This window comes from Rhodanobacter sp. OR92 (assembly GCF_000427545.1).
GTDB classification, from domain to species: domain Bacteria; phylum Pseudomonadota; class Gammaproteobacteria; order Xanthomonadales; family Rhodanobacteraceae; genus Rhodanobacter; species Rhodanobacter denitrificans.
This window is the reverse complement of record NZ_ATYF01000017.1, coordinates 1-11,779: the sequence shown is the minus strand read 5'-3', so window position 1 is coordinate 11,779 and position 11,779 is coordinate 1. Positions and strand designations below refer to the sequence as shown.

Genomic DNA, 11,779 nt, shown 5'->3' with positions numbered 1-11,779 from the left:
ATCGATCGGTCAGACGCGACGGAACGCCAGCGTACCGTTGGTGCCGCCGAAACCGAACGAGTTGGAGATCGCCACCTCGACCTTTGCCTCGCGCGCGGTGTTCGGCACGAAGTCGAGGTCGCAGCCTTCGCCGGGCTCGTCCAGGTTGATCGTCGGCGGCAGCACCTGGTCGCGCAGCGCCAGGATGCTGAAGATCGCCTCGACGCCGCCGGCCGCACCGAGCAGGTGGCCAGTGGTGGACTTGGTCGAGCTCATCGCCAGCTTGTACGCGTGGTCGCCGAACACCTTCTTCGCCGCCATCACCTCGCCCAGGTCGCCCAGTGGCGTGGAGGTGCCGTGCGCATTGACGTACTGCACGTCGGCCGGATTGAGGCCGGCATCGTTCAACGCGGTCTGGATGCAGCGTGCTGCGCCTTCGCCGCCCTCGCTCGGCGCGGTCATGTGGAACGCGTCGCCACTCATGCCGAAGCCGACCAGCTCGGCGTAGATGCGCGCGCCGCGGGCCTTGGCGTGCTCGTACTCCTCCAGCATCAGCACGCCGGCGCCGTCGGACAGCACGAAGCCGTCGCGGTCCTTGTCCCACGGGCGGCTGGCCCGGGTCGGCTCGTCATTGCGGGTGGACATCGCCTTGGCCGAGCAGAAGCCGGCCATCGCGGTGCCGGTGGTGGCGAACTCGGCGCCGCCGGCGATCATCGCGTCGGCATCGCCGTACTGGATCATCCGCGCGGCCAGGCCGATGTTGTGCGCGCCGGTGGTGCAGGCGGTGACGCAGGCGATGTTCGGGCCTTTCAGGCCGAACATGATGGAGAGCTGGCCCGAGACCATGTTGATGATCGAGCTGGGCACGTAGAACGGCGAGACCCGGCGCGGACCCTTCGCCGCCAGCTCCAGCGTGGTGGCTTCGATCGTGTACAGGCCGCCGATGCCGGCGCCGACCGCCACGCCGATGCGCGGCGCGTTGGCCTCGGTCACTTCCAGCCCGGAATCACGCAGGGCCTGGGTGCCCGCCGCCACGCCGTAGTGGATGAACGGGTCCATCTTCTTGACGTCCTTGAGCGGCATCCACTCGGCCGGATCGAAGCCGCTGACCTGGCCGGCGATGCGCGTGGAATAAGCGGAGGTATCGAAGTGGGTGACCGGGCCGATGCCGCTGGCGCCCTTGAGCACACGATCCCAGGCGCTGGCGATGTCGTTGCCGACCGGCGAGATGATGCCCATGCCGGTCACTACCACACGTCGCTTGCTCATGCTGATGTTCCTTACGTGATTGCGTGGATCTGCCGCTGCCGGCAGCCGTCCCGCGCGGGGAGCGGAGACGTCGTCCGGTCGTGCCTGGCGGGCATCCCGCTCACCATACGGGGTCGGACGTTGCAAATTGCAGAAACGAAAACTGCGCCAAGATGGCGCAGCGTTCGGTGCCGCCGCAAAGGCAGATCGACCTGCGCGAGGCAGGCCGGCCGATCGGCGGCGATCAATTCCGTGGCGATCAATCCTTGGAGTGGGCCTTGATGTAATCGACGGCCTGCTGCACGGTGGTGATCTTTTCGGCGTCCTCGTCGGGAATCTCGGTCTCGAATTCTTCCTCGAGCGCCATCACCAGCTCCACCGTGTCCAGCGAATCTGCGCCCAGATCGTCCACGAACGAAGCGTTCGCCGTGACTTCATCTTCCTTCACGCCGAGCTGCTCGACGACGATTTTCTTGACGCGCTCTTCGATGGTGCTCATGTTGCCCATACCTCTCAAGGGAGTAATTGATTGTCTGTGCCGGCGCGAGGCCCGCGAAAGGCCGGCGCATTGTAGTGGCTAAACCGCGTGGCCGCCACGATTGGCCGGTGACGAGGAGGCGAGCCTCCCGTGACCGGCGCGAAAACGCGATTGTCGCCTAAAACGAAGCCGCTGGCGACAACCGCGTCTCCCGTTGCTACGGCATGTACATGCCGCCATTGACGTGCAGGGTTTCCCCGGTGATGTAGGCGGCCGCCGGCGAGGCCAGGAAACCCACCGCCTTGGCGATGTCCACCGCCTCGCCGAGCCGGCCCAGCGCGATCTGGCCGAGCAGCGCCTGCTTCGACTCCTCCGGCAGCGCGCGGGTCATGTCGGTGTCGATGAAGCCGGGCGCCACCACGTTGACGGTGATCCCGCGGCTGCCGATCTCGCGCGCCAGTGACTTGGAGAACGCGATGATGCCGGCCTTCGCCGCGGCGTAGTTGGACTGCCCCGGATTGCCGGTGAGCCCGATCACCGAGGCGATCGAGATGATGCGGCCCTTGCGCGCCTTCATCATGCCGCGCAGCACCGCCTTGGAAGTGCGGTAGACCGAGGTGAGGTTGGTGTCGAGGATCGTCTGCCAGTCCTCGTCCTTCATCCGCAGCAGCAACTGGTCGCGGGTGATGCCGGCGTTGTTGACCAGGATCGAGACCGCGCCAAATTCCTTCGCGATACCGTCGATCAGCCCCTCGACCGCGGCGCCGTCGGTGACGTTCAGCACGCGGCCGTGGCCGCCGCGCGCGGCCAGCCGCACGCCGATCGCGGCGGCGCCACCTTCGCTGGTGGCGGTGCCGATCACGGTGGCACCCAGCGCCGCCAGTTCGTCCGCGATCGCCGCGCCGATGCCGCGGCTGGCGCCGGTGACCAGCGCGATTTCGCCTTGCAGTGGTTTGCTCATGGGAAGCGTTCCTTCGGGAATCGGAAAATCGGGGCTCACGCCCATTCGGCGCGGGCGGCGTCGAGTTCGGCCGGAGCGCCGATCGCGCGCGCCTCGATGCTCTTGTCGATGCGCTTGATCAGGCCGGCAAGCACCTTGCCCGGGCCGCACTCGGCGATGCGTGCGGCGCCGCCGACGGCCAGCGCCTGCACACATTCGGTCCAGCGCACCGGCAGATACAGCTGGCGCTGCAGCGCGCCGCGGATCCCGTCCAGCGTGGCGTAACTTTTAGCCTCGGCGTTCTGGATCACCGGGATCGACGGCAACTGCCAGTCGATCGCGGCCATCCGCTCGCCCAGCCGGTCGGCGGCTCCGCGCATCAGCATGCAGTGCGAGGGCACCGACACGGCCAGCCTGATCGCCTTCTTCACGCCCAGTTCGGCCAGCCGGGCCAGCGCGCGGTCGACTGCCTCGGCGTTGCCGGCGATCACCAGTTGACCCGGCGAATTGAAGTTGGCCGGCGCCACCACCTGGCCCTGCGCCGCGTCTTCGCACACCTGCGCGATCTGCGCGTCGTCGCCGCCCAGGATTGCCGCCATCGCGCCCGTGCCGGCCGGCACCGCGGCCTGCATCAGCCGACCACGCTCGGCCACCAGCGCTGCCGCGTCGTGCAGCGACAACGCGCCGGCGCAGACCAGCGCGCTGTACTCGCCCAGGCTGTGGCCGGACAACTGCGCCGGCTGCGCGCCGCCCAGCTTCTGCCACACGTGCCATACCGCCACACTGGCGGCCAGCAGCGCCGGCTGGGTGTGCTCGGTGCGGTTGAGCTGATCTTCCGGGCCGTGCGCGCTCAGCTTCCACAGATCGATGCCGGCGCCCTGCGAGGCTTCCTCGAACGTGGCGCGCACCTCGGCATGCGCCGCGTCCAGCTCGGCCAGCATGCCGACCGACTGCGAACCCTGGCCGGGGAAAACGAAAGCGAGCGAAGCGGAAACGGAACTCATGAGATGGGCGGACCCCGTCGACGAAAACCGCCATGGTGCCAGCATTGCCGCCCATACGCAGCTGTATTCAATGTTTTTCGCGATGCAAAACACGATGCCGCCCGGGCGGGCGGCATCGTGGAGGACGACTCGAAACGGCGGTGGCTCAGTAGCGCAGCAGCGCCGAGGCCCAGGTGAAGCCGCCGCCGAACGCCTCCAGCAGCAGGTTCTGGCCACGCTGCGCCTTGCCCGAGCGCACCGCATAGTCCAGCGCCAGTGGCACCGAGCCAGACGAGGTGTTGGCGTGCTTGTCGACCGTCACGATGACGCGCTCCATCGACATGTTCAGCCGCTTTGCAGTCGCCTCGATGATGCGCAGGTTGGCCTGATGCGGAATCAGCCAGTCCACCTGCGACTCGTCCATGCCGGCGGCCTGCAGGGTCTCGCCGACCAGCGAGTCGAGCGTCTTCACCGCAACCTTGAACACCTCGCGGCCGGCCATGCGGATGCGCACGCCGTGGCCCGGCTCGTCCTTGAAGCCGGCCGACACGCCGACCGGGTTGTACAGCAGTTCCTTGTAGCCGCCGTCGGCATGCAGGCAGGTGGCGTAGATGCCCGGTTCGCTGGAGGCTTCCAGCACCACCGCGCCGGCGCCATCGCCGAACAGCACGCAGGTCTCGCGCTCGTTCCAGTCGACCATCCGGGTCAGCGTCTCGGCGCCGATCACCAGCGCCTTCTTCGACTGTCCGCTCTTGATGAACTTGTCGGCCACGCCGAGCGCGTAGACGAAGCCCGAGCAGGCCGCGTTGACGTCGAACGCGGCGCAGCCGTTCGCACCGAGGCGATGCTGCACCAGGCAGGCGGTGGACGGGAAGATGATGTCCGGCGTGGTCGTGCCGAGCACGATCAGGTCGAGTTCGGACGCCTTGACGCCGGCCGTCTCCAGCGCCTGCTGCGCGGCACGAAAAGCCAGGTCGCCGGTGGTCTCGCCCTCGGCCGCGATGTGCCGCTGGCGGATGCCGGTACGGGTGCGGATCCATTCGTCACTGGTGTCGACGATCTTTTCCAGATCGGCGTTGGTTACCACGCGCTCCGGCAGTGCACTGCCGGTGGCGATGATGCGGGAATAGATCTGGGCCATTCAGCTGTCCATCAACGTAAACGCAGGATTGAACGCCTTGGGCAGCGCCAACGCAACCGCCCGATGCGACATACGGAGGTATCCATCAACGCAAAACGGCGCGTTGCCGCGCCGTCTCGCCTGACCGGAATCCGGGAACCCCGCGGGGTCCGGAAAACCGATCAATCCTCGACCGACACCGCGCCCTTGGTCTCGATCACCTTCTTGCCGCGGTAGTAGCCGTCCTTGGTGACGTGGTGACGCTGATGCACCTCGCCGCTGGTCGGATCAGTGGACAGCTGCACGGTCTTCAGCGCGTCGTGCGCACGACGCATGCCACGGGTGGACGGGGTACGGCGGCTCTTGGCAACGGCCATGGTAGTTCTCCAGCTGAAACTTGATGATTGAAACTTGGGATGATCGGTTGCGTCATGACCCGGGTCGGATGACTCGGGCCGGCGGTTACTTCTTCAGTTCGCGCAACACCGCGAACGGACTTTCGGCACGCCCCTCGCCGGCAGGATCCGGCTCGTGGCCTGTCATGTCGTCGGGCAGGTTGCTGTCCGGGTTGACCGGGACCAGCGGCAGTGCCAGCAGCAATTCGTCTTCTATCACATCCGCCGGATTCAGCCGGCCATCCTCGGCCACCAGCAGCGGCTCGCAATCCGGCGGCAAGCCAGCCTCGTCGCGTTCCTGGCGGATCAGGCCGAGCCGCGTATCCACCGCGACCGGCAGCATGAACGGCTCCAGCGTGCGTTGGCAGACCAGCGCCAGCGATGCCCGCACGCGAACGTCGACGTAGCTGATGCCCAACTCGTCACGACCGAAATCCAGCTCGTACTGCAGCAGTCCATCGGGGCCCGCCAACACCCCGCACAGGCGGGACAGGGTCGCGATGGGTAGCGTTCCTTCGAACGAACGCCGCGCCGAGACCATGCGCCAAGCGTCCACGGACTCTGGCAGTGTCACGGACATAATCGCGAAATGTTAGGTTCGAAGCGGCGCGAAGTCAACCGACACGGCCTCATCCCATTCCCTCCGCCGCCGATTTTGCCTGATCCGGCCCCGATGGGGCAGACTGAACATCCCCTCGCCCGAGCCCTCGCCCTTGAACTCCTATCTGACGCTCGGTGCCGCCGTATTGCTGGCGCTGCTGATTGCCTTGGTGGCCGCGGCGCTGCTACTGCGTCGGCGCCAGACACGGCGCGGCAGCAGCCTCAAGACCCTGCTCGACCTCGCCGACCGGCTGGAAACCGACCTGAAGACCTGCCGCAGCGGCCTGCGGCAGGCTCATGCGGTGATGTCGCTCAACCCCGATCTGCCGGCCGCCAGCGAACAGGATGCGCAGCATGCGATCGACGCCGGCCTGCGCGCGCTGCTGCAGCAGCGCCTGTGGATTCGCGACCGCTCCCCGCGCGCCAGCCAGCATGAGCTGGACGAGGCCGCCGCCTCGATGCGCAGCACCCGCGACCGCCTGCAGCCGCTGCTGAAGGCCCTCGACCAGGCCCAGACCGACCTCGACAGCGCGATGCGCGAACACCTCCGGCGCGAATCGGACACATGATCGCGCCCCGCTCCACGCCCCGCATCGTGCTGGGGTCGACCTCGCACTACCGCGCTGAACTGCTGCGCCGGCTGCTCCCGGATTTCGAACAGGCCGCACCCGGCACCGACGAGACCCCGCTGCCGGACGAGCCTCCCGCGGCTCGCGCCCTGCGCCTGGCGATCGCCAAAGCCGCGGCGGTCGCGCGGGACTACCCGGACGCGCTGGTGATCGGCTCCGACCAGGTCGCCGAGCTCGACGGCGTGGTCCTCGACAAGCCCGGCAGCGCCGAACGCGCCCGCACCCAGCTCGCCGCCAGCTCCGGCCGCGAGGTACATTTCCATACCGCACTGTGCCTGCTCGATACCCGCGACGGCCGCCGGCACACCCATGTCGACCACACCCGCGTGCACTTCCGCGAACTGGACGCGGCGGCGATCGCCCGCTACGTCGAACGCGAACAGCCGCTGGACTGCGCCGGGAGCTTCAAGTGCGAGGGCCTCGGCATCAGCCTGTTCAAGGCGATCGACAACCGCGACCCCAGCGCGCTGATCGGCCTGCCGCTGATCGCGCTGGCGCAACTGCTGCGCGCGGCGGGCGTCGAGTTGCCCTGAAGCGACCGCTACACTGCCTCCAGCCCCCCGCCTTCGCAAGGAACGGAGCTTCATGTCCGCATTGACCCAGCCCCACGACGAATCCCTGCAACAGCGACTGGACGCGGCGATGGCCCAGGTCAACCGCGTGCTGCTGGGCAAGCCGCGCCAGGTGAAGCTCGCCTTCACCTGCCTGATCGCCGGCGGCCACCTGCTGCTGGAAGACGTGCCCGGCGTGGGCAAGACCACCCTGGCGCACGCGCTGGCGGCCACCTTCGCGCTGGAGTTCCAGCGCGTGCAGTTCACCAGCGACCTGCTGCCCTCGGACATCATCGGGGTCAGCGTGTACGAGCGCGAGACCGGCCAGTTCCGCTTCCACCCCGGCCCGATCTTTACCGGCCTGCTGCTGGCCGACGAGATCAACCGCGCCAGCCCGAAGACGCAGAGCGCGCTGCTGGAAGCAATGGCCGAAGGCCAGGTCACCGTGGACGGCCAGACGCATGCGCTGGCGCAGCCGTTCTTCGTGGTGGCCACGCAGAATCCGCTGGATCTCAACGGCACCTTCCCGCTGCCCGACTCGCAGCTCGACCGCTTCATGCTGCGGCTGTCGCTGGACTACCCGGATGCCACCGCCGAGCGCGCCCTGCTCACCGGCAGCGACCGCCGTGACCTGCTGGCCCAGTTGATGCCGCAACTCGACGGCGCGGCGTTGCTGGCGCTGCACCGGCAGGCGCAGGCGATCACCGCCAGCACCGCCCTGCTCGACTACCTGCAGGCCCTGCTCGCCGCCAGCCGGCGCCACGCCGACATCCGCGTGGGCCTGTCGCCGCGCGCCGGCCTGGCCCTGCTCGCCGCGGCGCGCGCGTGGGCGCTGCTCAGCGGCCGCGGCCACGTGCTGCCGGAAGACATCCAGGCGCTGTTCGTGCCGCTGACCGCGCATCGCCTGCTGCCGACGCGCGGCGCCAACGGCGACACGCTGGCACGGCAGCTGCTGGCCGAGGTGGCGGTGGACTGATGCGCGACCTGCTGCAGCGGCTGCTGCGACGGGCCGAGTGCCGGCTGCCCGCACTCACCCGCTACCGTCGCCCGGGGAGCCTGCCGATCGAACTGCACCGGCGGCGCATCTACATCGTGCCGACCGGCTTCGGCCTCGGCTTCTCCATGCTGCTGCTGGTGATGCTGGTCGGCGCGCTGAACTACGCGAACAACGCCGGTCTGCTGCTCACCTGCCTGCTCGGCGCGGCCAGCGCGGCCAGCATGCTGGTGGCGTTCCGCAGCCTCGACGGTTTGCGCCTGGGCCACATCCGCGCCGGCCATGCGGTCGCCGGCCAGTCGCTCGAACTCACCCTTACGTTCGACTCCCGGCGTCCGCGCAACGCGATCCGCGTCGATCTCGGCGACAGCACCGTGGCGTTCGCGCTCGATGGCCACGCCAGCACCCTGGTGAAGCTGGCCTTGCCCACTGAACGGCGCGGCTGGCAGCCGCTGCCGCGCCTGCGGGTGTGGAGCACCTGGCCACTGGGCCTGTTCCGCGCATGGAGCTGGCTGCACCCCGAGCAGCCCGTGCTGGTGTGGCCGCGCGGGGAAGCCGCCGGGCCGCCGCCGCAGGCCCGCGCCGACGACGCCCGCCACCTGCGCCTGCACCGCGGTGACGAACTGGCTGCACTACGCGACTACCGCGCCGGCGACCCGCAGCGGCACATCGCCTGGAAGGCCAGCGCCCGCCACGAGAACCTGCTGGTGAAGGACTTCGAACAACCGCAAAGCCATCCACAATGGCAACTCGACTGGCGCCAGCTGGGCGGACTGGACCACGAGGCGCGCATCGCCCGGTTGGCGCGCTGGCTCAACGAGGCCCAGGCCCAGCGCCGCCACTACAGCCTGTGGCTGCCCGGCCACGAGATTCCCGGCGGCAGCGGGCCGCTGCACTACGCGCGCTGCATGAACGCGCTGGCGCAGCTGCCATGACGCCACGCCCACCCCGGCCGCCGAGCGAGCGGCCGATCGACACCCGCGCGTTCGACCTGCTCAGCCTGACCATGGCCCTGGTGCTGGGCCTGCACTCGCCGCACCTGCCGTGGTGGCTCGGCATCGCACTGGCGCTGATCCTCGGCTGGCGCTGGTGGCAGCGGCGGCGTCAGGCCGGCCGGGTGCCGCGCTGGCTCAAGCTGCCGTTGCTGGTCCTGCTGACGCTGGCGGTGATCGTGCAGTACGGCAACATCTTCGGCCGCGAACCCGGGGCGGCGCTGGCGGTCGGCCTGCTGGTCCTGAAGCTGCTGGAAACCGAGGCCGCGCGCGACGTACGCGTGGGCATCAGCTTCGCCTGCTTCGCGCTGATGACCGCGCTGCTGTTCGACCAGGGGCTGGTTGCCACCGTGGTGGTCGCGCTGGGCCTGCCGCCGGCGCTGGCCACTTTGCGCGCGCTGGAACCCGGGCAGCTACCGACGCCCGGCCTGCCGCGGGCCTTGCTGCCGGCGCTGGCGCTGACCACCGCGGCGCTGCCGCTGGCCCTGCTGGCCTTCCTGCTGGTGCCGCGGCTGAGCTCGCCGCTGTGGGGCGCCCCCGCGCAGGACCAGGCGCGCACCGGCCTCGGCGACAGCATGACGCCGGGCAATTTCACCGACCTGCTCACCGACGACCATCCGGCGATGCGGGTCAGTTTCGACGGCGCGCCGCCGGCGCCGGACCGGCGCTATTTCCGCGCCTACGTGATGTGGAATTTTGACGGCCGCAGCTGGCGCCGGCTCGACCCGCGCTACGCCCCGCCGCAGCCACCGGCGCCGCTGGAGGCGGCCGCCTCGATCCGCTACCGGATCAACCTGCAGCCGACCCGGCGCCGCGTGCTGCCGATGCTGGACGTGCCGCTGCAGGCGCCGGCGCAGGCCACCCTGCAAGCCGACCACGAGGTGATGGCCGACAAGCCGGTCAACGACCCGCTCGACTACGCCGCGCGCTCGGCAGTGCGCTACCGGCTGCAACCCGATCTGGACGAGCGCTCGCGCCGGCTCGGCCTGCACCTGCCGGCGGATTTCAACCCGCGCACGCACGCACTGGCCGCGCAATGGCGGCAGCGCTACGGCAGCGACGACGCCGCGATCGTGCAGGCCGCGCTGGATCTGTTCCACGACGGCGGCTTCCGCTACACGCTGGCGCCGGCGCCGCTGGGGCGCGACTCGGTGGACGACTTCCTGTTCGACACCCACGAGGGTTTCTGCGAGCACTACTCGTCGGCGTTCACCGTGCTGATGCGCGCCGCCGGCATCCCGGCGCGGGTGGTCACCGGCTACCAGGGCGGCTACTGGAACAAGCTCGGCGACTACCTGCTGGTGCGCTATTCCGACGCACATGCGTGGAGCGAGGTGTGGCTGGCCGGACGCGGCTGGGTGCGCGTCGACCCCACCGGCGCGGTGCGCCCGGAGCGCGTTTCGTTGGGCGCGGCCGCAGCCGCCGGCGACCAGTTGTCCTGGTACCGCAACGACTGGCTGCAGGGCCTGCGCAATCGCTGGGACATCGTCAACCGCTGGTGGGACCAGGGCGTTATCGGCTTCGATGCGCTGCGCCAGCGCGGCCTGCTGACGCCGTTCGGCATCCGCGATGCCGACACGGCGACGCTCGGCGTGCTGCTGGCGATCAGCAGCGTGCTGTTCATCGCGATCGGGCTGGCGTGGGCATTGTTGCGGCGGCAGCCGCGCGACCCGTTGCGCGGCGCGCTGCGCGAGCTGGAGCGGAAGCTGGCACACAAGGGCATGGCGCGCCGCCCAGCCGAAGGTCCGCAGCATTACCTGAGCCGCGCCGGCCGTGCGCTGCCGGGTCAACGCGACGAACTGGCAAGCCTGATGAGGAGTTACCTGGAACTGCGTTATGCCCATGACGAACCGCCGACTGAACCATTGCGCGCGTTCCAGCGCGCGGTGCGGGATTTCCGTATCGTCAACGTGGTCAAATAAGAGCCGACACGACGGCGCAGGCCGTCACCCCCGTATGGAGAGATCATCATGTCCCTGCATCGCCCATTGACCCTCGCTGCCGCACTCGCCCTGCTGGCTGGGTGTGCGACGATTCCGAAACCGCTGGAAGGCACCTATACCGACGTTTCCACCACCAGCGCCCAGCAAGGCGGCGCGGGTGGCACCCGGGTGCGCTGGGGCGGCGAGATCATCAAGACCGAACCGGGCCCGCAGCAGACCTGCTTCTACCTGCTGTCGCGCCCGCTGGACAGCCAGGCACGCCCGGAAACCGGCAACAGCGGTGAGAACCAGGGCCGCTTCGTCGCCTGCCGCGACGGCTTCTACGACCCGGAAGTGTTCGTGCGCGGCCGCGAGCTGACCGTCACCGGCACGCTGCATGGCACGGTGTCGCAGAAGGTGGGTGAGTTCGACTACGCCTACCCGCGCGTCGAGGCTGACGTGGTCTACCTGTGGCCGAAACGTCCAGTCATCGTCAATTACCCGCCGGGCTTCTATGACCCGTTCTGGGGTCCGGGCTTCGGCCCGTACTGGGGTGGTTATCCCTACGGTTACTATCCGCCCCGCGTGATCGTGGTGCGGCCGCCTCCGCCGCCTCCGCCGAAGAAGTAAGTTCACACGAAAACGCCGGCTTCGAGCCTAATGCCAGTCAGTTAAGGTATTGACGAAGCCGGAACGACCCAAGAGGCTCATGGTTTTCCATGAGCCTCTTGCTTTGATCTCAGCCCTGCAAGCCAACTTTGATGCGGTAGGCGATCTGTCTCCCGACGCGTTTGATCGTTTCAGCCAGCTCATTCCGGCCGCCTGGATCGAGCAAGCATTGCAAGCGACTGGCACGACGTCACTGCGCCGTCGACGTCTGCCGGCCGAGCGATTGATCTGGCTGGTCATCGGCTTAGCGCTGTTTCGCAACGAACCGATCTGGCACAT

General features: G+C 68.8%; 14 protein-coding genes. 7 read left to right on the top strand and 7 right to left on the bottom strand.

The window, feature by feature from the left end:
• Positions 1-9: 9 nt before the first annotated feature.
• The 7 genes from fabF to RHOOR92_RS0110355 all read right to left on the bottom strand — a co-directional run bounded on the left by fabF (position 10) and on the right by RHOOR92_RS0110355 (position 5,684).
• Positions 10-1,248, bottom strand: coding sequence for a beta-ketoacyl-ACP synthase II (gene fabF, locus RHOOR92_RS0110390; protein WP_007513180.1), 1,239 nt, complete (start codon positions 1,246-1,248; stop codon positions 10-12).
• 238 nt (positions 1,249-1,486) lie between these two features.
• The gene (gene acpP / locus RHOOR92_RS0110380) at positions 1,487-1,726 is read right to left on the bottom strand and encodes an acyl carrier protein (protein WP_007513179.1); all 240 of its coding nucleotides are present in this window, start codon (positions 1,724-1,726) and stop codon (positions 1,487-1,489) included.
• Between the two features lie 196 nt (positions 1,727-1,922).
• Positions 1,923-2,666: a 3-oxoacyl-ACP reductase FabG gene (fabG, locus tag RHOOR92_RS0110375; protein WP_027484032.1), complete on the bottom strand. Its 744-nt coding sequence runs from the start codon at positions 2,664-2,666 to the stop codon at positions 1,923-1,925.
• A 35-nt stretch (positions 2,667-2,701) separates the two neighbouring features.
• Entirely contained in the window at positions 2,702-3,649 is a 948-nt protein-coding gene (fabD, locus tag RHOOR92_RS0110370; protein ID WP_027490194.1) for an ACP S-malonyltransferase, read from the bottom strand.
• A 145-nt stretch (positions 3,650-3,794) separates the two neighbouring features.
• Positions 3,795-4,769 carry a beta-ketoacyl-ACP synthase III gene (locus RHOOR92_RS0110365; protein WP_007513173.1) on the bottom strand — a complete coding sequence of 325 codons (975 nt, stop codon included), beginning with the start codon at positions 4,767-4,769 and terminating at the stop codon, positions 3,795-3,797.
• Positions 4,770-4,930: 161 nt separating this feature from the next.
• The gene (rpmF, locus tag RHOOR92_RS0110360) at positions 4,931-5,125 is read right to left on the bottom strand and encodes a 50S ribosomal protein L32 (protein ID WP_007513171.1); all 195 of its coding nucleotides are present in this window, start codon (positions 5,123-5,125) and stop codon (positions 4,931-4,933) included.
• Between the two features lie 85 nt (positions 5,126-5,210).
• Positions 5,211-5,684 carry a YceD family protein gene (locus RHOOR92_RS0110355; RefSeq protein ID WP_007513169.1) on the bottom strand — a complete coding sequence of 158 codons (474 nt, stop codon included), beginning with the start codon at positions 5,682-5,684 and terminating at the stop codon, positions 5,211-5,213.
• Between the two features lie 172 nt (positions 5,685-5,856).
• Between RHOOR92_RS0110355 and RHOOR92_RS0110350 the strand changes: the two genes are divergently transcribed.
• From RHOOR92_RS0110350 to RHOOR92_RS18685, 7 genes are all read left to right on the top strand, one after another.
• Entirely contained in the window at positions 5,857-6,312 is a 456-nt protein-coding gene (locus RHOOR92_RS0110350) for a hypothetical protein (protein WP_007513166.1), read from the top strand.
• On the top strand, positions 6,309-6,905 hold the full coding sequence (locus RHOOR92_RS0110345) for a Maf family protein (RefSeq protein WP_007513164.1): 597 nt from the start codon (positions 6,309-6,311) through the stop codon (positions 6,903-6,905). Before RHOOR92_RS0110350 ends, RHOOR92_RS0110345 begins: the two co-directional genes overlap by 4 nt.
• A 52-nt stretch (positions 6,906-6,957) precedes the next feature.
• A complete protein-coding gene (locus tag RHOOR92_RS0110340) occupies positions 6,958-7,899 on the top strand; it encodes an AAA family ATPase (protein WP_027490193.1) in 942 nt (313 codons plus the stop codon).
• A complete protein-coding gene (locus RHOOR92_RS0110335) occupies positions 7,899-8,852 on the top strand; it encodes a DUF58 domain-containing protein (RefSeq protein WP_027490192.1) in 954 nt (317 codons plus the stop codon). The genes RHOOR92_RS0110340 and RHOOR92_RS0110335 overlap by 1 nt, the downstream gene beginning before the upstream one ends.
• Entirely contained in the window at positions 8,849-10,831 is a 1,983-nt protein-coding gene (locus RHOOR92_RS0110330) for a DUF3488 and transglutaminase-like domain-containing protein (protein WP_027490191.1), read from the top strand. Before RHOOR92_RS0110335 ends, RHOOR92_RS0110330 begins: the two co-directional genes overlap by 4 nt.
• A gap of 48 nt (positions 10,832-10,879) precedes the next feature.
• The gene (locus RHOOR92_RS0110325) at positions 10,880-11,461 is read left to right on the top strand and encodes a Slp family lipoprotein (RefSeq protein ID WP_027490190.1); all 582 of its coding nucleotides are present in this window, start codon (positions 10,880-10,882) and stop codon (positions 11,459-11,461) included.
• A 79-nt stretch (positions 11,462-11,540) separates the two neighbouring features.
• A partial coding sequence (locus RHOOR92_RS18685; RefSeq protein ID WP_037114954.1) for a transposase domain-containing protein occupies positions 11,541-11,779 on the top strand: 239 nt, incomplete at its 3' end.